The sequence below is a fragment of the Bacillus sp. F19 genome, assembly GCA_023823795.1.
GTDB lineage: Bacteria > Bacillota > Bacilli > Bacillales > Bacillaceae > Bacillus_P.
In genome coordinates this window covers 2624369-2649509 of sequence record CP085710.1, presented here as the reverse complement: position 1 = coordinate 2649509, position 25141 = coordinate 2624369, and the positions used below count along the sequence as shown (strand labels likewise).

Sequence of the window (25141 nt, the reverse complement as noted above, 5' to 3'; positions counted from 1 at the left end):
CATAATGTTCTCTTTTTTTGATTCTATTAATCTAATACTTCGACTTTTACGGTTTTACGGCCCCATTTTCTGGCTTCTGCACTATTAGGCATCAAAACATCAATTTTATGATTGACGATTGCACCGCCTGTATCACCTGCAATAGCAACTCCATAACCTTCAACCCAGACTTTCTTGCCCAGAGGAATGATTTTTGGATCAACAGCAATTAGTTTCATATTTGGATTTTCTTTAATATTTATGCCAATGGCCGTATAGTCGCTGGCCGTATCTTCGTGGCTGTAAGCAGTAGCGGTTACATAGAAGATTTTGCTTTCATCATTTTCTTCTTTTGGAGGCTCATTGGCAGCAGGTTTATCAGCAGCTACAGGCTTGGCCGGTGCTGCTGCAGCTTTTGCTTTTGCTGCTTCCTTTGCTTTTGCAGCTTCTGCCCGGGCGTTAGCTTCAGCAAGAAGAGCGGCCTGCTCTTTCTTTTTCGCAGCGGCAATACTTGCGGCCCGTGCAATTGCCGCTTCCTGTTCTTTTTTAATGCTTGTTTCAATTGATTTCATTTGAGTCTGAAGCGCTGATTTTTCCTGTTCAGCAAGCGTCACTTCTGTTGAAATCTTTTGATATTCAGTTTGAAGGGCAGTCATTTTCTTTTGTCTGTTTTGCATCGTTTCTTCAATCTTGGCACCGCTTGATGCTAATGTTTGCTTCTGTTCAGTCAGCAGAACCTCTTGTCTGTCGATCTCTTTTTTATCTTCTTCGATTTTCTTTAAATCAGCCTGCTGCTGCTCTAGAATGTCATTATCAGCATTTAGGAGAGTGGCAACAGCTCCAATTCTCTCAAAAAAGTTCGAAACACTTTCCGCATTTACTAATGTATGAATGACAATATCAGCGTGATCATTCTCCTGAAGGGCAACAAGCCTTGCATGCATGATTTCCTCACGGCTTAATACCTTGTCCTGAAGTGCCACAATTTCTATTTTCTTTTCATCGATTAATTGATTTGTCTTTTTAATCTTTTCTTGTATGGAGGCGTATTCTTTTTCATTTTTCACAATAAGAGCTTCCATGTTCTGAAGTTCGTTTTCCATTTTCTGAACAGCGGTATGTACTGCTTGCTTTTGTTTTTCTTTTTGATTCAGCACTTCCTGATTTTGGTCAAGCTGCTTCTCAGCTTTATGCAAGGTGTCCTGATTCGTTTGCGCTAGGGCAGTGTTATAGCTTGATAGAGTAACAAAACCGACAGAAAGCGCGGCAATCATACGCATTGAAAATCTCATAAAACAACCCCTTTCTTGTATTTTAGTTATACCACAAAAAAGGGGTCTTTTAGATTACAAATCTGTTAAATCATTCAATATGCGACAAATTAATGAAAATAATCCATGGCAAATCGTCAAAGGCTGTCGGTTATTGCTGCCACTCTTTTAAGGTTTGATCTGTGGGGAGGAGGTAAGCAAGTGCTCCTAAAATCGGCAGACAAGCGATGCCTGTCATAACAGATGTTAATCCAAAAGCGTCAATCAATGAGCCTAAAGCAACGGAACCAATTGCTCCCATTCCAAATGCGAGTCCAACTGTTAGACCGGACATTGTGCCAATCTTTCCTGGAATGAGCTCTTGTGCATAAACAACTGTTACAGAAAAGCTTGAACTTAATATAAAACCAATTGCAGCGATCAGCGGATATGCCGCAATTGGACCTGCAAACGGCAAAATGAGGGCAAAAGGCGCTGTAGCAAGCAGAGAATAAAGGATAATTGTACGTTTGCCGAACCGGTCTGCCAAAGGTCCCCCTGCAAAGGTTCCAAGTGCACCCATGATAAGAAAGATAAAGATATAAACCTGTGACTGGGCAATACTTAAATCATACTTTTCAATAACATAGAACGTGTAAAAATTTGAAATGGCACTTCCATACCATGAACGTGCAAAAACGAGAAATACGATAACTGCTAAGGCATAAAAAATGGCTCTCGTCAGTTTTACTTCTTTTTTCTTAGTGCCATTTTTCTTTTCTTCTCTTCTAATGTCTGAAAGTTTCAATGTGTACCAGTTTGCTATATAAATAAGGAAAATAACTGCAAGAGCTGCTGCAATAGTGAACCAAATCGCGCCAAACTGCCCGAATGGAACGAGAATAAGCGCTGTAATCAGCGGAGCAGAAGAGGATCCGGTATTTCCTCCAACTTGATAGATTGACTGCGCGAGGCCTCGTCTTTCTCCAGCTGCTAAATATGCCACTCTTGATCCTTCAGGATGAAAGACCGCAGAACCTAGTCCAATGAAAAAGACACTTAATAAGATCATTGAAAAAGAAGGAGCAAAAGATAGGCCGACAATACCGATTAAGCTGCTCGTAAGGCCCATAGGCAGGGCATATGGCATTGGTTTTTTATCTGTATACCAGCCGACAACCGGCTGAAGGACAGAGGAAACCATATTGAGCGTAAAAGCAATCAGGCCAAGCTGTGTAAACGTGAGCCCCATCGTATTTTCAAGAATCGGAAACATCGCAGGGATAACGGATTGAATCGAATCGTTTAATAAATGACATAAACCAATGATGAAAAGGATGTTGTAAATAGTCGGAGACGGTTTTGAAACCGGTTTTTTTAATGAAGCTGCCTTTTCCATTTTATAAGTCCTTTCTCAACTGAATATTTCGATAGACGAAAAGTATTTTACCACAAAATGAGAGGTGAGAAATCAAAAAATTCAAATAAAAAATGCTTTTGGAGAAGAAACCCTTGAATGTTCATGTAAAAAGAGTAAAATAGATTTTAAAATTTACCTGAAAATTTAAACATTAGGGGATGTTCGCATGAAAGTGGTGAAGTTTGGAGGAAGTTCGTTAGCATCTGGAAATCAGGTTAAAAAGGTATTTGATATCGTCACATCTGACCCTGATCGAAAAGTGGTCGTTGTGTCAGCACCCGGCAAACGGTATGCAGAAGATCGCAAGGTGACGGATCTTTTAATTGAACTCGGCGAAAGGTCTTTGCGAGGGGATGCAGCAACCGAATATTTGACTGCTGTTATTGCCCGGTATTCACAAGTGGCAGAAGAGCTGAAATTGCCGACTGAGATCGTTTCCAAAATCGAAAATGATCTTATTGAACTGCTTGATGCAGATAAGACTCGGCAAGTCAGATACATAGACGCTATAAAAGCAAGCGGAGAAGACAGCAATGCAAAGCTTATTGCTGAATATTTTAAAAGCAGAGGCATTCAAGCTTCTTATATTAATCCAAGAGATGCAGGGCTGCTTGTAGAAGAAACTTGCGGAACGGCACAAGTTCTGAAAAAATCGTACGAAAATCTGAAAGCTTTAAGGGACCTTCCCGGCATTCTTATTTTTCCAGGATTCTTTGGATACAGCGAAGCAGGCGAAGTTGTGACGTTTTCGCGAAGCGGCTCAGATATTACCGGATCCATCCTTGCAAATGGAACAAAAGCAGACCTATACGAAAATTTCACTGATGTGAATGCGGTTTATTCTGTTAATCCTAATGTGGTTCCAAATCCAAAAGAAATCCGCGAGCTTACCTACCGGGAAATGCGGGAGCTTTCTTATGCCGGATTCTCGGTTTTTCACGATGAAGCGCTGATTCCTGCTTTTGAGGCCGGTATTCCTGTTCATATTAAGAATACGAATAATCCGGAAGCTGCAGGCACCAGAATTGTGAACGAACGAAAAAATACGAATGGACCCGTTATCGGCATCGCAAGCGATGATGATTTCTGCAGTATATATGTAAATAGATATTTAATGAATAAAGAAATTGGATTCGGACGGAAATTGCTCTCTATTTTAGAGGATTTCGGGTTACCTTATGAGCACAGTCCATCTGGAATCGATGATCTAAGTATTATTCTGAGACAAAAACAAATGAATGCTGAGACTGAAGAGCTTATTCTAGAGAGGATCCGCACAGACCTGAAGCCGGATGAGGTGAAAGTGGAACATAATCTGTCTCTCATTATGATGGTTGGGGAAGGCATGCGCCATAATATCGGCACAGCAGCCCGTGCTTCAAAAGCTCTCGCAGAAGCGGGCGTCAATATCGAAATGATCAACCAGGGGTCATCAGAAGTCAGCATGATGTTCGGTGTAAAAGAAGCTCAGGAGAAAAAAGCTGTTCAGGCACTTTATGAGGAATTTTTTGTCGGAGTCTATGCTTAATATTGAAAAGGGAGCACTGCCAGATTAGAAGCAGTGCTTTTTTTATAGATTTGGAGCTGAATGTCTCTGCGGGCTATTTATTACTAGAACTTTTCATATCGAAAATCCTGTATTTATTATCGAAAACTCCCATTTAAAGAATATTCGAGCTAACCGTCAAATGGTGACATCACTTCTTAACTGACAATTTTTTTCGAACTGCGATATAATGATAGAATATACCGATAATTCAGAAACGGGGAGGAAGCTAAGTTTGATTAAGAAGGTTGCTGTCATTGGATCTGGAACAATGGGACACGGCATTGCCCAAGTATTTGCTGCTGCTCAATGTCCGGTGACCATTTATGATTTAAGAGAAGACCTATTAACAAAAGCTCGGCGAATGATCATTCAGAATCTAGAGGTGATGAAAAAGGAATTTTACATAAACAGCGAGGAACAAAACATTACCCTTGAAATGCTCTCATATTCAACGGACCTAGGTGAAGCTGTTCATGACGCTGATCTGATTATTGAAGCGATTCCTGAGGTGCTTGATTTTAAGCTGCAGTTATTCAAATTGCTTGAAACGAGGATACGTTCAACTGCAATCGTCGCATCCAACACTTCCACATTTCCAATTTCAAAGCTTGCTGAAGAGTGCGCTTTTTCTGAGCGCTTGCTCATCACGCATTTCTTCAATCCTGCTCATTTAGTCAAACTGGTTGAAGTAGTTAAACATGAGCACACTGTTCCCTGGGCTGCAGAAGAGGTTATCCATCTCTTAAAAGCTGCCGGCAAAAAAGTTGTCATGCTCAATAAGGACATTCCGGGTTTTATTGCGAACCGTCTGCAGGCTGCAGTAGTCAGGGAAGCTTTTTATCTGCTTGAAGAAGGCATCGCCAATGCAGATGACATTGATAAGGTCATGTCAGAAGGACCCGGCATGAGATGGGCCTTGAACGGACCGCTCCGGATTGCGGACATGGGTGGACTTGATATTTGGGAAAAAGTAACTGGAAATTTGTTCCCGGAACTTGACTGCAGCAAGGAAGCTCCGCGGTTTATTGTGGAAAGCGTCAAGCAGGGGAATCTGGGTTCAAAAACCGGCAAAGGTATTTATGAATATAGCGGGACAGGAGACGGGAGCTTAGACATCCGGGATAAACAGCTGATTCACCTGCTTAAAATGTAAGCGTTTTATAAAAGGGGAGGAAGATCAGATTGAATACATTTTCTGTATTTAGAAGTCCGAAAACCTGTTTTTATGGGAATCATTCTTTTGAGAAGTTAGGCTCAATTACGGTTCAATATGGGAAAAATGCTCTCATTATCAGTGATCGTGTGATGAAAAACCTTGGCTATATTGAGAAAGCGCAGCATTTGATATCAGAGTGCGGCGGCAAAAGCAGTATTTATCTTGGTGTAGCTTCTGAACCGACGGATATTTATGTACAAGAAGCTCTACATCAGCTGCAAACAGAAAAATGCGATGTGGTCATCGCTCTTGGCGGCGGGAGCTGTATTGATACGGCTAAGTCAGTTGCTGTACTTGCGACAAATGGCGGGTATATCGGAGATTATATGGGAGGCAAAAAAATAGCCGTGCATCCCCCTGTTCCTCTGATCGCGATTCCGACAACAGCAGGTACAGGCTCTGAAGCAACAGAGGTCACCATCATTACCAATACAAAAAATGATGTCAAAATGATGATTAAGCAGCCTGCGTTCATGCCTGAAGCAGCAATCGTTGATCCTGTTCTATCCTACTCTTCACCAAAAGAAATAACGGCTGCTACAGGAATAGATGCACTCAGCCATGCGCTTGAGGCTTACCTGTCAAGAAAAGCCCAGCCGATGACAGATATACTTGCTCTCTCTTCCATGAATCACATTCTGCCAAACATTAGGGCTGTATATGAAGATGGGTCAAACTGTGAAGCAAGAGAAGCGATGTCCTTTGGGTCTCTTCAGGGAGGAATGGCGTTTTCCAATGCTTCTGTTTGTCTTGTCCATGGCATGTCACGTCCGATCGGCGCGCTTTTTCACGTTCCGCACGGCATATCAAACGCCATGCTTCTGCCTGCTGTGCTTGAATTCAGCAAGGATTATTGTACCAGCAGGCTAGGAGATGTCGGCCGTATTTTTTCAAAAGAAAAAATGTCAGACAGCGAAGCTGCTCAGCTTGCAATTGATGAAATAAAAGCACTCTGCCGGGATTTAAACATCCCAAATTTGAAGGGATGGGGAATAGATACGCAAGCGTTCCTGCAGGCCATTCCCAAAATGGCTTCTGACGCACTGGAAAGCGGCAGTCCAGGTCATAATCCAAGAGTGCCTTCAATGGATGAAATAGCTGAGCTTTACCGTTATTCCTATACGTGTTCATTTCAGCCTGTCAAACAAACAGCGGGGGGGAAAAACGATGAAAACAATTGAAAATTATATAAACGGTGAATGGACAGCAGGTAAAACCGGCAAATTTGATGAAGTACCAAATCCTGCTACAGGAGAAGTTCTTGCGAAGGTTGCGTTATCGGGCAAAGAAGACGTAGATGCAGCTGTAATTGCAGCCAAAGCCGCATTTGAATCATGGAGCAAAACACCTGTGCCAAAGCGTGCAAGAATTCTTTTCAGCTATCAGCAGCTTCTGATCAAGCATGCTGAAGAACTTGCTGCCCTGATTACAACGGAAAACGGCAAAAGCTTAGAAGAAGCACGCGGTGAGGTGCAAAGAGGGATTGAATGTGTTGAATTTGCCGCAGGTGCCCCTACATTGATGATGGGATCTGTGCTGCCGGATATCGCAACAGATATTGAGTCGGCCATGTACCGTTACCCTGTTGGAGTCGTTGGCGGAATCACTCCGTTTAATTTTCCTATGATGGTTCCGTGCTGGATGTTTCCGCTTGCGATTGCGTGCGGAAATACGTTTGTTCTGAAGCCGTCGGAACGTACGCCTATTTTAGCTTCTAAATTGGCAGAGCTCTTTTCAGAAGCGGGTCTGCCTGCCGGCGTGCTAAATGTCGTCAATGGAGCGCACGATGTCGTAAACGGTCTGCTTGAACACAAAGGGATCAAAGCCATTTCATTCGTAGGCTCACAGCCTGTAGCTGAATATATTTACAAGACAGCAGCATCTCATGGAAAAAGAGTGCAGGCCCTAGCCGGTGCAAAAAATCATTCAATCGTCTTATCTGACTGTGAGATTGAAAAAGCAGTTACTGGCATTATTGGAGCTGCGTTTGGCAGTGCAGGCGAGAGATGCATGGCCTGCTCTGTGGTCGCTGTTGTAGATGAAATTGCGGATGAATTTGTTGAAAGACTCGTTCAATCAGCTAATGCCATCTCAATGGGCAATGGCCTGGATGAGGGTGTATTCCTTGGTCCTGTCATCAGAAGTTCCCATCTCGACAAGGTCCTAAATTACATTGAATTAGGAGAAAAGGAAAAAGCAAATCTTATTAAAGACGGCAGAATCGATGCAAAAAAACATGATAAAGGATACTATATCGGGGCTACCATTTTTGATAACGTAACAAAAGAGATGACCATCTGGAAGGATGAAATTTTCGCACCGGTATTAAGTATTGTCCGTGTGAAAAACCTGCAGGAAGCCATTGAGCTGACAAATGAATCTGATTTTGCCAATGGCGCCGTTCTTTATACATCAAGCGGTAAAGCAGTACGGGAATTTCGTGAAAAAATTGAAGCTGGCATGCTCGGAGTCAACGTGAATGTCCCTGCACCAATGGCCTTTTTTCCATTTTCAGGCTGGAAAAATTCATTTTATGGAGACCTTCATGCAAACGGCAAAGATGGCGTTGAATTTTACACGAGGAAAAAAGTGGTCACACAGCGCTGGTTCAATTAACATGACGGCAAGGTGAAAATATTGTATAGTTAAAAGCTCAGACAGGCAGGCTCAGCTAAACGGGCTTGCCTCTTTCATTGAACGGAGCAGATTAACTTGATTACAACGAAAACCTATATAAAAGAATGGCAGCAGGCCCTTCAAATTGAAATCGGCTATTTAAAGAAATATGGCAGCACGAAATATCGTGTTGCAAATGGACATCTATTATCAACTGGGGATGCCTTTACTTACTATTTTGAAAGCAGCGGCTACCTGAAAATTCCTGTTGGATCCTCAATCAAATTAGAATGGGACGGCGTGAAGCACAAAGGAAGAGTTCTCTCTTCAGAAGGACAAAGCATCATTCTATCCTTTGAAAGATCGTTTGGAGATCTCATCCATGAGGCTTTTCTTTTCCACGACCCGTGGGAACTGCTTGAGGAACTGATTGCAAGGCTTGAGGACATGAAAAAAAGCAAAATCAAGCGGGCCAGAATCAAAAAGCTGATGGATCCCTCGATGCCCCCAAAGCATCCGGCAGAGAAAGGGAAAAGCTCAGTCCATGAATTGTTTATAAGGTCCAAATACAATCCGGTCACTTTCGTTTGGGGACCTCCCGGCACGGGGAAAACCTTTACGCTTGCAAGAACAGCAGCCAATCACTATTTTAAAGGAAAACGTGTGCTGATTCTGTCACACAGCAACAGTGCTGTGGATGTATTAATGAAGGAAATCGCAGCTTTTATTCACAAAAAGGAGAAATTTAAAGAAGGGGAACTGCTTCGCTATGGTACTGGGAGCGCAGACACAGCCTTTCCTGTACCCCTTACAACAAGTGAACTCCTTCTGCAGAAGGACCCTGCATTATCAAAGGACAGACATCAGCTTCTCGATGAAAGAAAGCTCTTAAAAAAGGATTTATCGGATACATTCAGCAAGCGGGATTCCAATCAGCTGCTTGATCTTGAAACCAGAATAAGCAGAGTCCTTGAGAAAATACGCAAGCAGGAATCTGAATTTGTAAAAGAAGCATTTATAGTTGGAACAACCCTTGCTAAAGCAGCAAGTGATTCAAACATATATGAAGATGAATTTGACGTTGTTATTGTTGATGAGACAAGCATGGCGTACGTACCGCAGGCAGCGTTTGCTGCATCGCTTGGCAGGCGGGTGATTCTGTGCGGGGACTTTAAACAGCTGCCGCCTATTGCATCTTCACGTCATGAGCTTGTTGAAAAATGGCTGAAAGAAGATATTTTCATCCGCTCAGGAGTTTCAGACATCAAACAAGACTTGCACCCGCAAATGCTTCTATTGAAAGAACAGCGAAGAATGCATCCGGAAATCTCTGCATTCACCAATCAATATGTTTATCAAAATCAAGTAGGCGACCATGAGAGTGTCAAAAAAAGCAGAAATCAGCTAGTAATAAACGCTCCTTTTCCCAACAGAGCATCTATTTTGCTTGATGCAAGTTATACTGGCGAGCATTGCATAAAAGAAAGGACGTCGCATTCCAAGCTTAATTTGTGGCATCTGCTGCTTTCCTTTCAAAGCATTCACGAATCCTATCTCTCTGGAGTAAGATCAATCGGATATGTGACACCATATCGGGCACAGGCTTCCCTGATGCAAGAGCTTTTAGGGGATTTATATGAAGAAGAACTATTGAATGCAGATATTCTTGCAGCAACCGTTCATAAATTTCAGGGCAGCGAGCGGGATGTGATGATTTTTGACAGTGTTGACAGTTTTCCGGAGAATCGTGCCGGAATGCTGACTACCGGTAAGGACAGTGCAAGACTTATCAATGTTGCCATTACAAGGACTAAGGGAAAGTTCATACATGTCAGCAATACAGACTTTATCCGTAAAAACGTTTACCGCAGCAAAGCGCTCAGACAGCTTGTTGACCATCAGGAGAAAAATCATCAGTCCGTCCCTCATCAGCATATTGGAAAATGGGTTCAGCACCATCATCCAAAATTGAAATGGATGCACGCTCCAAAACAGGAACCTCTATTTGAAGACATCCGTTCTGCAAAGCACCGGATCATTCTTTCACTGCCGAAATCTATGAGTCTCGAAAAGGATTTAACCAATGTACTGAAAAAAGCTGGACCTGCAATCACTCTTTCGGTCATTTCTGACAGTAAGCCAGTGCTTAAATGTACTTGGATTCAAGAAAATCTGCCATTTCCATTTGTTATCATTGATGATCAAATATTATGGCTCGGACAGCCATTTGCGGGAGCAAACAGAGTGCAGCCTCCCTATGTAGCAGCGAGGCTGCATTCGGAAAAAACCGTTAAGCATTTTCTCACGAAGATCTCCTTTTCATAAAAAAAGGAACATGGATCTTTTTCTCGAAATAGTACCCTTTATATATGAATGGAAAGGGTGGAAAAGAATGGGGTACAGTTTAATTCCCGCAGGAATATCTGATAGGGCCATTGTAGAAAATCTCCTGCAATATTACTTTTACGATTTCACTGAATTTAACGGCGCTAGTGTAAATGATCAAGGAAGATTCAATGACTATCCCTATTTCGAAAACTACTGGACTGAAAAAGGCCGGTATCCTTATCTGATCAAAGTTAGGGAAGAGTATGCAGGTTTTGTCATGGTAAGGTACGATGCATCTGAAAATTATTTTTCGATGGCGGAGTTTTTCATCATGAAAAAATGTCGGCGATCGGGTCTCGGTAAAAAAATTGCCCACAATGTTTTCCAGCTGCATAGCGGAAAATGGGAAGTCGTGCAAATTGAAAGGAATAAACCGGCTCAAAGCTTTTGGAGAAAGGTTATTGAAGAATATACAGCCGGGGATTATGCAGAGCGTGCGGTAAATGGCCGTGTTATTCAAACTTTTTGTTCCAAAGAACAGGAGGGAGCATTGTGAAAACATTCAGATCACCTAATAAAATTGTAACTGGTGAAGGATCTATTCAAAATCTTCTTCACCTTATTAAAGAATATCACGCTTCTAAAGTTTTTATTTTTGCCGATCCAATTTTAAACAAATTTGGAGTTCTTTTTCCAATAGAACAGACGCTTGAAAAAAATAAAATCCAATTCGAATGCTATACAGAAATTCAGCCTGAACCACAAGTTTCTATTGGTGATGGTGCAGTCAAAGCTCTCAGGAACTCAGGAGCTGATCTTGTCATTGGCATAGGAGGAGGAAGCTGTCTTGATATAGCTAAAGCTGCATCCGTTCTTGCAAAAAATGAAGGCACAATTGCGGATTTTTTGAATTTATCAGGATCAAAAAAACTGTCAGAGCGGGGATTGCCTAAAATCATGATCCCGACAACATCAGGCACCGGTGCAGAAATGACGGATATAGCCGTTTTTTCATTAGAAGAAACAAAGGACGTCATTACTCATGACTATTTGCTCGCAGATGCCGTCATCATAGATCCGGAATTAACCTATTCTCTGCCGCCGCGAGTAACTGCTGCAAGCGGGGGTGATGCGCTGACACATGCAATTGAATCCTTTTTATCTATTAATGCAACGGTTATTACAGATACTCTGGCTTTAGAAGCAGTAGAAAAAATTGCTTCGAGTATCGGCACTGCAGTCTGGCAGGGTGAAAACCGCGAAGCCCGGAGAAGCATGTCATGGGGAAGTATGCTTGCGGGACTCAGTTTTTTTAATGCGGGTGTCGCCGGTGTACATGCTTTAGCTTACCCTCTCGGCGGCTTGTTTAAAGTTTCACATGGAGAGTCAAACGCTGTACTGCTTCCATATGTCCTTGACTATATTTTGCCGTCCTGCTTACATAAAATGACGATTCTTGCTACTTCTCTGGGTATTAAGAGAAACGGTAAAAACGATCGTGAGTTCGCGCAGTCAGCCGTTTTAGAAATTAGAAATCTGATGGAAGATGTTGGCCTGCCCCATACTCTTCAAGCATATGGCATTACTGAAGAGGATATTGAAAAATTAGCGGCGGGCGGCATCAAGCAAACAAGACTGCTTGCAAGAAGTCCAAGAGCCTTTCAGCTCCAGGATGTGAAACAAGTCTATAATGCAGCCCTATACGGAACGTTAAAGGCAGAAGGAGTGATGAAGCATGTTCCATACAACAATTGAACCGCGAGTTTCCGAAACAGATGCCGTCGGCCATATCAACAATACAACAGTGCCAGTCTGGTTTGAAGCAGGAAGAAATCAGCTCTTTGCTTTATTCAATCCTGAGCGGTCTTTTAAAGACTGGAAAATGATTATTTTAAACATGAATGTCGATTTATCAGTCAAATTTATTACGGAAAAAAAGTCGAAGTCTATTCCTGGGTGAAAAGAATCGGAAACTCAAGCTTAGAGCTTTATGAAGAAATTCATCAGGACGGGGAATTATGCGCAAAAGGGAAAGTTATCTATGTGCATTATAATATTTATGAAAAACAATCAGAACGAATTCCAGACGCTATTAGACTGGAATTACAGAATCATCTCTATACAAATTTATCTAAATAAAGGAGGCGAAACCTATGTTCAAACACTTAATTGGAAGCGCTTCTGAAAAAGTGGAGAATTCAATTGAGCGGGGGGCAGTCAGAAAATTTGCTGATGCGATCGGAGATGCGAACCCCCTTTTTATTGATGAAGAAGCTGGCACTCGTTCAAAATACAAGCGGAATCTGGCACCGCCCACATTTCCCGTCACCTTAAACTACGGCACAATTGAAGGATTGGAGCTGCCGTCAAAAGGACTGATACATGGTGAACAGTCGTTTCATTATGAAAAACCCCTGTTTGTAGGCGATACGGTCTATTGCTCCTCAAAACTTGTAAACTACAGGGAGAGAACAGGGAGCGGGAGAAGCATGGGCGTGCTTACAATTGAGAGAATGGGAGAAACAAAAAACGGAGAACTCATTTTCACAATGAAACAAGTCATTATTATTACCGAAGCAGTCAGAAAGGTGATGAGAGTATGACAATCCATGACTTTCGGCTTGGCGAGCCCTTAGAGGACATCACACTTCCGCCTGTCTCAAGGCTTGACCTCATCAAATATGCTGGAGCTTCAGGCGACTACAATCCCATTCACACCATTGACGAAGAAGCAGAAAAAGCAGGTCTGCCGGGCATCATTGCACACGGCATGTGGACAATGGGCAGCTTGTCCAAACTCTTCTCTCCGTTCTATGAAGAAGGCTTTATAGAAGATTATACGATCCGGTTTAAAGGAATGGTTTTCCTGGGCGATGTGCTGACTCATCAGGCGGATCTTTATGAGATGAATGATGAATCTGCAAAGTTTCATGTGAGGACTGTTAATCAGGATGGGGCAGAAGTTGCTAAGGGGGATGTTGTGTTTAGGAGAATATAATAAATAAGCCTCTTATCCCAAGGATGAGAGGTCTTCTTTATTAACACTGAAAACATGTTTTATTTAGAACCAGGCGTCTTATCATCAATAATAAATTCAGATATCTGCCTTTTTCCATGCTTCCACTTTTTGAATTTGGCGTATTCCTGAAAGTCTTTAAATTCCTTTTTGCTTAGTCCATCTTCAATTGCTTTGTTCAATAACTCCCGCCACTCATCATCAATGTTTTCACTAAACTGATTCCTTTCATGCCCTAGAAGATATTCTAAATCTACCTCGAGAGTCATGGCAATTTTACGAAGAAACTGCAGCGACGGGTTTTTTTGAATATTGCGTTCGATATAACTTAAATAAGATTTTGAAACTCCGGCAAGCTCTGAAAGCTCGCTAATTGAATACCCCTTTTCCTGTCTTAGCTCCCGTAACCGATCACCAACCATTTCTTGTCTCCTTAATCAGTCAATTCTGATAAAATAGTAACTTGCTCTTTCATTATAAGGAACATATTGTTCTTTATAAAATATTAAAATTGTACGATTAAGCGAGTATAACTGAGTAATCAAGAGTTATTCGTTCTTTTTAACGAAAAAACAATGAATTTTGACAGTTTTTACAATTAGGTAAAATAGCATACATTAAGAACAGCTCATATTATCGAAAACAAGATAATTGTCACTATAAGAAGAAAACAAAAATAGAATGATAGAATTTATATTTGAAAAATTCATAATAATATAGAACTATCTGCTTGACACGTTCTTTATAAAGAACTAAAATAAAACACATATCAGGAAATCAAATCTCTCTTTTTTTACCGTTAATGTTCTTTATGAAGAACTCTCACTTGAAAGGTGGATCCTATGAAAAATCCAAATTTTCATGACGAACCTCTGATTTCCGGAAAAGAAAAGGAAATCGACCTTAAAGAAATTTTCACAGTTATTAAAAGGCGTTTTTGGATGATTGCGGTGATTACGCTGTTTACAACTTTTTTAGCCGGATTTTACAGTTACTTTTATACTAGCCCTTTGTATGCCACATCTACCCGTATCATGATTAATACGACTGCAGAAACAATAAACACACTGAACGTCATTATTAAGGATCCAGCTGTTCTTGAGAAAGTAGCTGCAAAGCTGAAATTGCCCCGTTCAGGAGAAGCTCTCAGCGGCCAGATTAATGCAGAAACGATAGGAAGCTCACAAATTATCAATATTTCAGTGATAGACTCAAATCCAGTACTAGCAGCTAAAATCGCTAATACGACAGCTGAAATCTTTAAAGATGAAATTCCAAGGTTTATTGTCATTGACGGCATGAAGATATTAGCTATAGCCAAGCCAAACTATTATCCTATCAATGAAAATCATTCCCGATATATTATGATGGGAGTTATTGCAGGAATCATCATTGGAGTCGGCCTGGTCTTCCTGCTGGATTCACTGGATGACAGTATCCGCACCAAGAGAGAGGTAGAAGAGATATTTGATGCACCAATTCTGGGTGCTGTTTCAAAAATGTCAAAGCGGAATACAACAAAAGGAAATGTAAAAAAAAAACAGCCATTAAGGAGTGAAACCTTTGGTTCAAAATCCATTTAACACCGTTCCTCCGAGAAAAAAAAGCTTAATTTCTTATTTTAATCCCAACAGCAGGATATCAGATCAGTATCGCACGATCCTTACAAATCTGCAATTTGCATCTATTGATCAGAAGTATCGCTCACTTCTTATTACCTCTCCAGGGTATGGAGAAGGGAAGTCTACCACTGTCACAAATCTTGCGGTTTCATTTGCTCTTCAGGGAGAAAAAGTACTGCTCATTGACGGTGATTTAAGAAAGCCTGCCATACATAATGCTTTTAAACTTGAAAATAACGTTGGACTAACAAATGTTTTAATAGGAAATGCCGTTTTAGGTGAAGCGATTCACCAAACAGAGATTGGAAGGCTGGCTATTTTAACAAGCGGATCGATACCGCATAATCCTTCCGAAATCATTGCATCTCAGGCAATGAAAGACTTGATGGCCCAACTGTTTGATCAATACGATTTGATTTTGTTTGACTGTCCGCCTGTTCTTGATGTGGTTGATACGAAAATCTTAGCCAATGAATGTGATGGAGTAGTACTGGTCGTTAACAACGGCAAAACAGATAAAGAAGAAGCGTTAGAAGCAAACAAAATCCTGTCAGCTGTAAGAGCAACACTGCTCGGAATCGTGCTCAACGAATACAAATAAAAAAATTTGCAAAATTCGTTCTTGATTAAGAATATCTGGTGATGTCTCCTATCCACTATCAATGGGGGCACTCGATCATGCTGTGGGCCTGAAAGCCTTAGACGCGAGTCGTCGGTAGTGTGGTGTGAGGAGGGGTTAAATGCCCCAATTCATATAAATTTTAACTTTATGTTTTTTCAAAAGAGCATAAAGTTAAGATTTATATTAAAGAGAAGGGAGTACTTATTTTGAATCCATTTGATCAGTACCCGAAATCGTTGAAAAAAATGGTCCGCTTTATTAAGCAGGATGCAAGCTTAGAGCAGCTGAATGAAATAAAAAAACTCATCGATGTTTCCATTTATAAAAGATCGCTGCTTCTTTCAAAAGGGACCGAAAGAAAAAAAGAATGCGCAGGAGGATGAGCTGATGACCTACCATCGAAGGCTGTCATTATTAATTTTAGTTGATTCATTTATCGTTCTTTCTGCCATCTTCTTCAGCCGATTCCTTCTAGAGGCAGACCTGCATGTCCTTACAATCCCATTAGTCATCAGCTCAATGACCTTATTAATCAGTCATCATATTTTTTCATTCATATATAAGCTATATAACAAGGCCTGGGAATATGCGAGCATCGGGGAACTGCTTATTATTTTTAAAGCTATAACATACTCAATCGCAGCTACTGCTGTTATGCAGCAGCTGATTGAAACTGAAGTGCATTTTAGACTGCTGGCTGTGACTTGGATGATTCATATGCTTTTAATAGGCGGATCTCGTTTTTGCTGGAGAATGGTCCGTGATACATATATAAGCAAATCAATCAGCAAGAAAAGAACGTTAATAATCGGTGCAGGTTCAGCAGGAACCATGGTTGCAAGGCAGCTGAAAAAGAATGCCGATACTGATATGTATCCAGTTGCTTTTATTGATGATAATGTTCACAAACAGAAACTTGATATTCTTGGCATTCCGGTTATTGGCGGTGTAAGTACAATAGAAGAAAAAGTCCATGAGCTTGAAATTGAAAATATTATCATAGCTATACCTTCTTTAAGCAAAAAAGGACTCCAGAATATTTTCAACGAATGCCTAAAAACAAAAGCAAAAACACAAATCATTCCCATGCTTGAAGATTTAATAACCGGAAAAGTTTCTGTCAATCAAATCCGAGAAGTCCGTGTAGAAGATCTTTTAGGACGCAAGCCTGTTGAACTTGATATTGAAAGCATTTCTGACAATATTTCAGGAAAAGTCGTTCTCGTTACTGGGGCTGGAGGATCAATCGGCTCAGAAATATGCAGACAGATTACAAAGTTTAAACCAAAGAAGCTGATCCTTTTGGGTCACGGAGAAAATAGCATTTACTCCATCGAAATGGAGCTGAGAGCAGAAGCAGAAAAACATCAGATTGAACTTGTCACCGAAATTGCGGATCTTCAGGATGAGAAAAAAATGTTTGATGTCATGGGCAGGCATCTGCCCTATATAGTGTACCATGCAGCCGCCCATAAACATGTGCCGCTAATGGAACGAAATCCAGAAGAAGCTGTCAAAAACAACGTTATAGGTACACGTAATGCTGCAAGTGCTGCGAGATGGGCCAACGTTGAGATCTTTGTCATGGTTTCAACAGATAAAGCTGTAAATCCCACTAGCGTCATGGGTGCAACTAAAAAACTCGCTGAAATGCTGGTCCAGCACTTTGACCAGATCAGCAAGACAAAATTTGTAGCCGTCCGCTTTGGAAATGTTTTAGGAAGCAGAGGCAGCGTGATACCGCTTTTTAAGAAGCAAATTGAAGAAGGCGGCCCTGTAACTATCACCCATCCTGAAATGGTCCGTTATTTCATGACTATTCCGGAAGCATCAAGGCTTGTCCTTCAGGCAGGCTCACTTGCACGTGGCGGAGAAATCTTTGTACTTGATATGGGCGAACCTGTCAAAATTATTGATCTAGCTAAAAACCTAATAAAAATGTCAGGTCATTCACTTGATGACATTGATATTGAAGTCACCGGCATGAGGCCTGGCGAAAAGCTGTTTGAAGAATTGCTTAAAGATGATGAAGTTCATGAACAGCAAGTGTATCCTAAAATCTACGTAGGAAAAACAACTACTCTCTATATAGAAGAAATACATCATATCATTGATACTTTTTCGGAAATGGAGAAAAACGAATTGCGTGAACAGCTGTTAGATCTTGCTAATCACCGTGTTCCTATTAAAGAACTATTGTCGATACCGAGTTAAGGGCGTTGAAAAAAATAAAAAAAAGAAAACACTCATGAACATGAGTGTTTTTCGTATTGAACAGGGTGATAAAAAAATGCCTGACAAAGTGCTTTTTACGGCAACGGTCGATTACCACTTTAAAAGCTTTCATCTTCCAATCCTAAAATGGTTCAAAGAACAGGGATGGGAAGTTCATGTGGCTGCACTTGGAAATATTGAACTTCCATATGTTGACCAGAAATTCAATCTTCCCATTCAACGGTCACCTTTTAATAGAAGAAACTCGGTTGCATACAGTCGATTAAAGGAAATTATTAATGAAAATAACTACAGCATCATTCACTGCCATACACCTGTTGGAGGTGTTCTCACTAGACTGGCTGCGAGAGAAGCAAGAAAAAAAGGGACAAAAGTCATCTATACGGCACACGGTTTTCACTTTTGTAAAGGAGCGCCGCTTCAAAATTGGCTAACATATTATCCAATTGAAAAATGGCTATCTTCCTATACAGATTGTCTGATTACTATAAATGAGGAAGATTATCTTCTGGCAATAGAACGCAGATTTGCTGCAGGGACAGTTGAACACGTTCATGGCGTGGGTATAGACACTGAAAAGTTCAAGCCTATAACGGAAGCGGAGAAAACGAAAAGAAGAAAATCTTTCGGAATTGCATATGATGATTTCGTTCTTTTCTACGCGGCAGAGTTTAACAAGAATAAGAATCAGCAGCTCTTGCTGAATGCCATGGCACGATTAAAAGATAACCTTCCAAACTCTAAGCTTCTCCTAGCTGGCGAAGGAACTCTTATGGAAGAATATAAACAGCTTGCTAAAACGCTCAGAATCGAGCAAATGGTTCATTTCCTTGGATTCAGAAAAGATATCGATACCATCTTGCCAATGTGCGATTTAGCAGTAGGATCCAGTTTACGTGAGGGACTTCCAGTCAATATTATGGAGGCTATGGCTTGCGGGCTGCCTGTTGTTGCTACGGAGAATCGAGGGCATGGGGAGCTGGTGGAGAATGGGGTGAATGGCTATTTGATTAAAAATCAGGATGTTAAGCTGTTTTCAAGAAAAATCAATGACATCGCCCTATCAAAAATATTACTCGAAAATTTAGGATCAATGAGTATTAAAAGAGTGAAAAATTATGAATTATCAAGCGTCAGTTACGAACTTTCAGAAATCTACTCCAGATACATGTTGAGGGATACAGATGAAACCAAAGATCAGTATAATCGTGCCTATATTTAATGTAGAAAAATATTTATCCAGATGCTTGGACAGTCTCCTTTTACAAACATTTAAAGATTTTGAGATTATAGCCATTAATGATGGTTCAACTGATTCAAGCGGAAGTATTTTAGATGAATATGCTAAAAAGCATAATAAGATTATTGCAATTCACAAAAAAAACAATGGAGTATCATCAGCACGGAATGATGGATTGCAAAAGGCAAAGGGAACATATATAGGATTTGTTGATCCAGATGATTGGATTGACGAAAGAATGTACGAAATCCTTTATCTAACTGCGGAACTAGAACAAGCTGACATCGTTATGTGTTCGTACATTCGTGAATTTGGAACACATTCAAAAGAGAAGATTTTCGAAGAAGCTGACAATAGAAAATATGTTCATGAGGAATTGAAGACGAAAATTCTAAGAAGGCTTATTGGTCCGATTGAAAAAGAGGTATCTAATCCAGAATATTTAGATGCCTGGGGTACTGTTTGGTCGAAGCTTTATAAATCGGAACTGATTAAACAAAATAAACTGGAATTTGTGGATCTAAAAGAAATAGGAAGTAATGAAGACACATTATTCAATATTCAAGCTTTTTATCATGCAAAATCATTTGTATTCCTTAATCAGCCTTTATATCATTACTGGCGGGTGAACGAGACATCCGTTACATCCAAGTATAATCAAAAATTGGTACATCAGTTTGGAACGCTCTATACTAGAATGGAGGATTTCCTTCAAGAAAAAGAACTCAGCGGAGAATTTCAAACCGCATTAACGAACAGAATCAGCTTTAATACACTTGGATTAGGGTTGAATACTATCAGCAGAGGAAATTCAAACTCGATAGTAAAAAAAATAATTGAATTAGATGAAGTATTAAAAAGTAAGCATATAAAACGTTCTTTAAACCAATTTGACATGCATCACTGTCCAATTGTTTGGAAAACGTTTTTTTTCTTTGCAAAAAACCGCATTGCAGTAGGATTATTTTTGATGTTAACATCCATAGAATTTCTAAGAAAAACGGTGCGTTAGGAGGGAATAAGATGAAACCAATGCGTGTTTTGCAAGTAGTTACTATCATGAATCGCGGTGGTCTTGAGACGATGTTGATGAATTATTACAGGAAAATGGACAGGTGCAAGATTCAATTCGATTTTATGGTTCACCGTGTGGAAAGAGGCCATTATGACGATGAAATTGAAAGGTTAGGCGGACATATATATCGAATGCCTTCAATACGTCCAGGAAATTACAGAAAATACTTTCATTCATTAAAAGATTTTTTTGCAAAGAATAGAGATTATAAAGTTGTCCATGCTCACAACAATGAAAACAGCAGTTTTGTTTTAAGAGCAGCAAAAAAGGCAGGGGTACCATGTAGAATTGCTCACAGTCATTTAAGTGATTTAGGAATTGATTTGAAACTGCCATTTCGCCTTTATGCCCGATATTATATGAAAGATAATCCAACACAATTTTTTGCCTGCTCTAAAAAAGCCGGTCAATGGCTTTTCGGAGAGCGGAATGATATTACAGTTCTCAACAATGCAGTAAATGTGAATGACTTTAGTTTTAATCAAGAAGTAAGGTCTGAAATACGAAAGGATCTCAACATTGGAGATCAGTTAGTAATAGGTCATATAGGAAGATTCAATAAACAAAAAAACCACGATTTTTTAATCGCAGTATTTAAATCTATTTACAACAGAATGCCTAACTCTCTTCTGCTTTTAGCAGGTGAAGGTCATTTACGTCCTTCTATAGAAGATAAAGTGAAAAGACTTGGTCTTTCAGAAAATGTTCATTTCCTTGGAGTTCGTAAAGATGTACACAAACTGATGCAGGCTATGGACGTATTTCTTTTTCCATCATTATTCGAAGGTTTGCCGGTTGTTTTAGTAGAAGCACAAGCAGCAGGCCTAAAGTCGTTTGTTTCAAATACGATTACAGAAGAAACAAACGTTACTGGGCAGCTAGATTTTTTAAGTCTTAAAGATCCATCTGAAAGTTGGGCAAATAAGATTTTATCTTCCACATATGAACATAAAAATACTTTAAAAATCTTGCGTGAAAAGGGTTATGATACATCAACCATGTCACATTGGCTAACAGAATTCTACTTCAACCAATCTAGTAAAGAAGTGGAGGTATAATCTTTGAAACCAACCTTAACAGTCTTTACACCTACTTATAATCGCGCCTACACTCTCCATCTATGTTATGAAAGTCTAATAAGACAAACAAGCAAAGATTTTGTTTGGCTCATCATTGACGATGGATCTTCAGACGGTACAAGCGAATTAGTAAAAAAGTGGCAGACTAAAAATACAGTTCCTATCATTTACCACTACCAAGAAAATCAAGGAATGCATGGAGCACACAATACAGCATACGAAAGAATCGAAACAGAATTAAACGTGTGCATTGATTCTGATGATTACATGGCAGATGATGCTGTAGAAAAAATCGTTCAATTCTGGAAAAAATACGGAAGTGAAAAATTTGCAGGAATTGTGGGTTTGGATGCATCGCCAAATGGTGAAATCATTGGAACAAGGATGCCTGAAAATCTGCATCACTCAACATTAACCGGACTATACTCAAGGTTTAAAGTGAAGGGGGACAAAAAGCTTGTCTATCGGACAGAGATTACAAGTAAAACTCCGCCTTATCCTATTTTTGAGGGGGAAAAATACTGTCCGCTCAGCTATAAATACATTCTAATTGATCAGATTCGTCCATTATTGTTGATGAACGAGATATTATGTCACGTAGAATATTTACCAGATGGTTCAAGTTTAAACATGATTAATCAATATAAGAAGAATCCAAAAGGATTTGCTTTTTTTCGGAAAATTGGCATGCAATATTCTCCGACTTTTAAGGACAGGTTCAGGGAATCAGTTCATTATGTATCGAGCAGTTTGATGATGAAAAATAGAATGTTTTTGAATGAATCACCTAGAAGATTCACAACCCTGGCGGCTATTCCATTTGGTTTAGCCTTGTTTCTATTTATGAAGGATTCGAATAGAAAAACATTTCCGATTGTAAATAGTCAAGATTGAAAGGAAATCATGTATGACTGTCATGTGGTTAAATCTGGGTATTGTTTATTTATTTTCATTTTTCGGACGTTATTTCAGTATCCGCCCTTCCATTCATATCGATTATGTAAAACCTAATAAACTATTAGTTTTTTTAGCAACAGTTTCTTTAATAACTGTTGCTGGGCTCCAAAAAAACATTGGAGACACTGTGTATTACATGCACTCCTTTAAAACAAATGAATTGACATGGCAAACGATTGATTATGCAGGAGATTTTGGTTTTAATATATATCAAATGTTACTGCAAAATCTCTCATCAGATCCTCAAATCCTTATCATTACAACTGCTTTAATTACAAATGTATTAATAGTTTCAGTCCTATTTAAATATTCTAGAATGATTGAACTTAGCATTTATGTATATATAACATCTGGTATGTATACCACTTCAATGAATGGTATCAGACAATACCTTGCAGCTGCTATTGTTTTCATAGCCACAAAATATATCTTAAATGGTCAATTCAAAAAGTATTTACTTGTCGTTCTCTTTGCCTCCACAATACACAAAAGCGCCCTTGTATTGCTGCCGATTTACTTTATTGTCAGGAGAGAAGCCTGGACACAGGTTTCATTTGCTCTATTTGGTTTAGCCGTCTTAATAGTCATAGGATTTAATGAGTTTTCAAATCTTCTTTTTTCAGCCATTGGCAATACACAATATGGGCATTACAGTGAATTTGCAGAGGGAGGAGCAAATAAAATCCGCGTCATTGTATCTGCAGTTCCAGTAATTATTGCTTTTTTAGGGAGGGAGAAATTAAGAAAGTTCTGGCCCAAAAGCGATTATATTGTGAACATGTCGATTATTAGTGTTATCTTCATGGTAATTGCTACTCAAAGCTGGATCTTTGCCAGATTCAATATTTACTTCGGTTTATATAATCTAATCCTACTATCATGGTCAGTAAAACTTTTTAATAAAAATCATGAAAGATTGGTTTATTATGGAATTTTAGTTTGTTACTTTCTTTATTTTTATTATGAACATGTAATTAGTTTTGACCTTCATTATATTAGTGACTATATAAATTTATAAGAACACAGGGTGGTATAAAGTGGAAAAAAGTTTGCAACATTCACCTAAAAAACTAGAAGCATTAACTTCATTTAGATTTATTGCAGCTTGCTTAGTATTCGTTTTTCATGTTGGTTTGTTTAAAGATTTTCAATTAGGTTACTTAGGTGTTAGTTTCTTTTTTATACTTTCAGGTTTTATACTTGCATACAACTATAAAAACTTAAATTTTCAAAATACACGCCAACTAAAATATTTTTTTGTTGCCAGAGTATCAAAAATATATCCATTACATTTATTAACTTTTTTCCTGGCAGTTCCCTATTATTTTTTTATACCTTTAAAACATGAGCCTATCCTCTACGTTTTCCAAGCAATAACTAACATTACTTTAATTCATAGCTTTATACCATTTGGAAATATTTCGTTTAATGGTGTTTCATGGAGCTTATCTGATGAACTGTTTTTTTATATTATGTTTCCAATACTTTTATTTTTTTCAGTAGGCGTCTTAAAGAAGAATTCAAAAATGTTGTTTTTTGTTTTTTTAATTTGGATATCTTTGTTGTTTATTTTTTCTAAATTCTCACCTGAGAGTTATTATTCTGTATGGATTAGTTTTTATTTTCCTATCACAAGATTGTTTGAATTTTATGTCGGTTTGGTGGCTGGATTATTTTTTACTAAGTATTCACCAAAAATCGGAAGAAAATTATCTATATTTTATTCTACGACTTTAGAAGTATCATCATTAATGCTTTTGATATTATTGGTGTTTGTTTCACCTTACTTTAATCAAAATCTGAGGTATGGGTTAATTTTTATTCCTGCATGCACATTTTTGATATTTATTTTTGGTCTCCAAAAAGGAAAAATATCAACATTATTATCATTTAAAAAAGTTAGTTACCTAGGAGAAATAAGTTTTTCATTTTATATGGTTCATAACCTAGTTTTGTCATATATCTATTTTTTGTGGAAACCCAATATTAATAACAGTTTATTAATTTCATTTTGTTTTATCGGTACTATACTTTTAAGTGTTTTTTTATACCACTGCTATGAAGAGCCAATGCGTAAAAATATAAGGAATATTTATAAAAATAGAACAAGAATTCATCAAGATATAAACAATCATAAAGAAATAATATAATGAGCAAAATTAAATTTAAATGATTGAGTGGAGATTTAATTGAAGAATGATTCCGTTATTCCTAAAAAGATACATTACTGCTGGTTCGGAAAGAAAGAAAAACCCGCCATCATCAAAAAGTGCATTCAAAGCTGGAAAAAGTATCTGATTGGCTATGAAATCATTGAGTGGAATGAAAAGAATTTTGACATAAATTCCTTTACATATGTAAAGGAAGCGTATGAAGCGGGTAAATTCGCTTTTGTAAGTGACTATGTTAGAGTATACGCACTTTATCACTTTGGAGGGATCTATTTAGATACAGATGTAGAAATTTTCAAGCCTTTCGATGAAAGCATGCTCATGCAGGAATCCTTTTGGGGCTTTGAGCAAGAAAATTTTATTGCTACGAGTACAATTGGAGCGGTTAAGGGTAACCAGTTTATAAAAAAATTTCTGAACTCTTACGAAAATAAACGCTTTCTAAAAGAAGACGGTTCTTTTGACAGTCTAACAAATGTTGCTATTGTCACAAGATTATTGGAAAGCAAAAAACTACTCCTGAATGGAGAGTACCAGGTAATTAAAGGTATAGGGGCTTTTTATCCTCAGACATATTTTTCACCTTATGACTATATTAACAGCAGAAAATTCATCACTGAAAACACCTACGCTATTCACTATTTTTATAAAAGTTGGCTCCCTTTCAGGGTGAAAGTGAAGAGCTTTATAAAGTATGTTGTTGCTAGATTAATCGGAGGAAATAACATTGCTAGAGTAAGAAAATTATTTTCCTAAGGAGTTCTTT

Annotated in this window: 25 protein-coding genes; 22 read left to right on the top strand and 3 right to left on the bottom strand. The window is 39.0% G+C overall.

Annotation, left to right across the window (positions count from 1 at the left end; genetic code table 11):
* Positions 1-26 precede the first annotated feature (26 nt).
* Entirely contained in the window at positions 27-1271 is a 1245-nt protein-coding gene (locus tag LIT25_13500) for a hypothetical protein (protein USK31692.1), read from the bottom strand.
* Between the two features lie 130 nt (positions 1272-1401).
* On the bottom strand, positions 1402-2628 hold the full coding sequence (locus LIT25_13495) for an MFS transporter (protein USK31691.1): 1227 nt from the start codon (positions 2626-2628) through the stop codon (positions 1402-1404).
* 187 nt (positions 2629-2815) lie between these two features.
* Between LIT25_13495 and LIT25_13490 the strand changes: the two genes are divergently transcribed.
* From LIT25_13490 to LIT25_13440, 11 genes are all read left to right on the top strand, one after another.
* Complete coding sequence (locus tag LIT25_13490; protein ID USK31690.1) at positions 2816-4177, top strand: aspartate kinase; 1362 nt, start codon at positions 2816-2818, stop codon at positions 4175-4177.
* 253 nt (positions 4178-4430) lie between these two features.
* Positions 4431-5351, top strand: coding sequence for a 3-hydroxyacyl-CoA dehydrogenase family protein (locus tag LIT25_13485; GenBank protein ID USK31689.1), 921 nt, complete (start codon positions 4431-4433; stop codon positions 5349-5351).
* Between the two features lie 29 nt (positions 5352-5380).
* The gene (locus tag LIT25_13480) at positions 5381-6595 is read left to right on the top strand and encodes an iron-containing alcohol dehydrogenase (GenBank protein ID USK31688.1); all 1215 of its coding nucleotides are present in this window, start codon (positions 5381-5383) and stop codon (positions 6593-6595) included.
* Positions 6582-8030, top strand: coding sequence for a CoA-acylating methylmalonate-semialdehyde dehydrogenase (locus LIT25_13475; GenBank protein USK31687.1), 1449 nt, complete (start codon positions 6582-6584; stop codon positions 8028-8030). The genes LIT25_13480 and LIT25_13475 overlap by 14 nt, the downstream gene beginning before the upstream one ends.
* A 96-nt stretch (positions 8031-8126) precedes the next feature.
* Positions 8127-10355 carry an AAA domain-containing protein gene (locus tag LIT25_13470; protein USK31686.1) on the top strand — a complete coding sequence of 743 codons (2229 nt, stop codon included), beginning with the start codon at positions 8127-8129 and terminating at the stop codon, positions 10353-10355.
* A gap of 67 nt (positions 10356-10422) precedes the next feature.
* A complete protein-coding gene (locus tag LIT25_13465; GenBank protein USK31685.1) occupies positions 10423-10914 on the top strand; it encodes a GNAT family N-acetyltransferase in 492 nt (163 codons plus the stop codon).
* Positions 10911-12113: an iron-containing alcohol dehydrogenase gene (locus LIT25_13460; protein ID USK31684.1), complete on the top strand. Its 1203-nt coding sequence runs from the start codon at positions 10911-10913 to the stop codon at positions 12111-12113. Before LIT25_13465 ends, LIT25_13460 begins: the two co-directional genes overlap by 4 nt.
* A complete protein-coding gene (locus tag LIT25_13455; GenBank protein USK31683.1) occupies positions 12094-12318 on the top strand; it encodes a hypothetical protein in 225 nt (74 codons plus the stop codon). Before LIT25_13460 ends, LIT25_13455 begins: the two co-directional genes overlap by 20 nt.
* Positions 12234-12497, top strand: a complete 264-nt coding sequence (locus tag LIT25_13450; protein USK36275.1) for a hypothetical protein — start codon at positions 12234-12236, stop codon at positions 12495-12497. Before LIT25_13455 ends, LIT25_13450 begins: the two co-directional genes overlap by 85 nt.
* Positions 12498-12511: 14 nt before the next feature.
* The gene (locus LIT25_13445) at positions 12512-12961 is read left to right on the top strand and encodes a MaoC family dehydratase N-terminal domain-containing protein (GenBank protein USK31682.1); all 450 of its coding nucleotides are present in this window, start codon (positions 12512-12514) and stop codon (positions 12959-12961) included.
* Positions 12958-13356 (top strand): dehydratase, encoded by a 399-nt coding sequence (locus tag LIT25_13440; GenBank protein ID USK31681.1) that lies wholly within the window; start codon positions 12958-12960, stop codon positions 13354-13356. Before LIT25_13445 ends, LIT25_13440 begins: the two co-directional genes overlap by 4 nt.
* 59 nt (positions 13357-13415) lie before the next feature.
* On the opposite strand, the gene LIT25_13435 is transcribed toward LIT25_13440, so the two are convergent.
* On the bottom strand, positions 13416-13796 hold the full coding sequence (locus LIT25_13435) for a helix-turn-helix domain-containing protein (GenBank protein ID USK31680.1): 381 nt from the start codon (positions 13794-13796) through the stop codon (positions 13416-13418).
* A 420-nt stretch (positions 13797-14216) separates the two neighbouring features.
* On the opposite strand from LIT25_13435, the gene LIT25_13430 reads away from it, so the two are divergent.
* The 11 genes from LIT25_13430 (at position 14217) to LIT25_13380 (ending at position 25131) form a co-directional block, all read left to right on the top strand.
* Positions 14217-14957, top strand: coding sequence for a capsular biosynthesis protein (locus LIT25_13430; protein ID USK31679.1), 741 nt, complete (start codon positions 14217-14219; stop codon positions 14955-14957).
* Complete coding sequence (locus LIT25_13425; GenBank protein ID USK31678.1) at positions 14938-15597, top strand: CpsD/CapB family tyrosine-protein kinase; 660 nt, start codon at positions 14938-14940, stop codon at positions 15595-15597. The genes LIT25_13430 and LIT25_13425 overlap by 20 nt, the downstream gene beginning before the upstream one ends.
* 227 nt (positions 15598-15824) lie before the next feature.
* The gene (locus LIT25_13420; GenBank protein USK31677.1) at positions 15825-16001 is read left to right on the top strand and encodes a hypothetical protein; all 177 of its coding nucleotides are present in this window, start codon (positions 15825-15827) and stop codon (positions 15999-16001) included.
* Positions 16002-16005: 4 nt separating this feature from the next.
* Complete coding sequence (locus LIT25_13415) at positions 16006-17832, top strand: polysaccharide biosynthesis protein (protein ID USK31676.1); 1827 nt, start codon at positions 16006-16008, stop codon at positions 17830-17832.
* Positions 17833-17908: 76 nt separating this feature from the next.
* Positions 17909-19075 (top strand): glycosyltransferase family 4 protein, encoded by a 1167-nt coding sequence (locus LIT25_13410; protein USK31675.1) that lies wholly within the window; start codon positions 17909-17911, stop codon positions 19073-19075.
* Positions 19038-20105 carry a glycosyltransferase gene (locus LIT25_13405; protein USK31674.1) on the top strand — a complete coding sequence of 356 codons (1068 nt, stop codon included), beginning with the start codon at positions 19038-19040 and terminating at the stop codon, positions 20103-20105. The genes LIT25_13410 and LIT25_13405 overlap by 38 nt, the downstream gene beginning before the upstream one ends.
* Before the next feature lie 11 nt (positions 20106-20116).
* The gene (locus LIT25_13400) at positions 20117-21226 is read left to right on the top strand and encodes a glycosyltransferase family 1 protein (protein USK31673.1); all 1110 of its coding nucleotides are present in this window, start codon (positions 20117-20119) and stop codon (positions 21224-21226) included.
* Between the two features lie 3 nt (positions 21227-21229).
* The gene (locus tag LIT25_13395) at positions 21230-22141 is read left to right on the top strand and encodes a glycosyltransferase family 2 protein (protein ID USK31672.1); all 912 of its coding nucleotides are present in this window, start codon (positions 21230-21232) and stop codon (positions 22139-22141) included.
* Positions 22142-22154: 13 nt separating this feature from the next.
* On the top strand, positions 22155-23222 hold the full coding sequence (locus tag LIT25_13390) for an EpsG family protein (GenBank protein ID USK31671.1): 1068 nt from the start codon (positions 22155-22157) through the stop codon (positions 23220-23222).
* A gap of 19 nt (positions 23223-23241) precedes the next feature.
* Positions 23242-24354: an acyltransferase gene (locus LIT25_13385; GenBank protein USK31670.1), complete on the top strand. Its 1113-nt coding sequence runs from the start codon at positions 23242-23244 to the stop codon at positions 24352-24354.
* 39 nt (positions 24355-24393) lie between these two features.
* Positions 24394-25131, top strand: a complete 738-nt coding sequence (locus LIT25_13380; GenBank protein USK31669.1) for a glycosyl transferase — start codon at positions 24394-24396, stop codon at positions 25129-25131.
* Positions 25132-25141 lie beyond the last annotated feature (10 nt).

Coding starts and splice junctions, on each gene's coding strand:
- LIT25_13500 (USK31692.1), bottom strand. CDS start 1,271: ATGAGATTTTCAATGCGTATGATTGCCGCGCTTTCTGTCGGTTTTGTT.
- LIT25_13495 (USK31691.1), bottom strand. CDS start 2,628: ATGGAAAAGGCAGCTTCATTAAAAAAACCGGTTTCAAAACCGTCTCCG.
- LIT25_13490 (USK31690.1), top strand. CDS start 2,816: ATGAAAGTGGTGAAGTTTGGAGGAAGTTCGTTAGCATCTGGAAATCAG.
- LIT25_13475 (USK31687.1), top strand. CDS start 6,582: ATGAAAACAATTGAAAATTATATAAACGGTGAATGGACAGCAGGTAAA.
- LIT25_13465 (USK31685.1), top strand. CDS start 10,423: ATGGGGTACAGTTTAATTCCCGCAGGAATATCTGATAGGGCCATTGTA.
- LIT25_13455 (USK31683.1), top strand. CDS start 12,094: ATGTTCCATACAACAATTGAACCGCGAGTTTCCGAAACAGATGCCGTC.
- LIT25_13445 (USK31682.1), top strand. CDS start 12,512: ATGTTCAAACACTTAATTGGAAGCGCTTCTGAAAAAGTGGAGAATTCA.
- LIT25_13440 (USK31681.1), top strand. CDS start 12,958: ATGACAATCCATGACTTTCGGCTTGGCGAGCCCTTAGAGGACATCACA.
- LIT25_13435 (USK31680.1), bottom strand. CDS start 13,796: ATGGTTGGTGATCGGTTACGGGAGCTAAGACAGGAAAAGGGGTATTCA.
- LIT25_13430 (USK31679.1), top strand. CDS start 14,217: ATGAAAAATCCAAATTTTCATGACGAACCTCTGATTTCCGGAAAAGAA.
- LIT25_13415 (USK31676.1), top strand. CDS start 16,006: ATGACCTACCATCGAAGGCTGTCATTATTAATTTTAGTTGATTCATTT.
- LIT25_13410 (USK31675.1), top strand. CDS start 17,909: ATGCCTGACAAAGTGCTTTTTACGGCAACGGTCGATTACCACTTTAAA.
- LIT25_13405 (USK31674.1), top strand. CDS start 19,038: ATGAAACCAAAGATCAGTATAATCGTGCCTATATTTAATGTAGAAAAA.
- LIT25_13400 (USK31673.1), top strand. CDS start 20,117: ATGAAACCAATGCGTGTTTTGCAAGTAGTTACTATCATGAATCGCGGT.
- LIT25_13390 (USK31671.1), top strand. CDS start 22,155: ATGACTGTCATGTGGTTAAATCTGGGTATTGTTTATTTATTTTCATTT.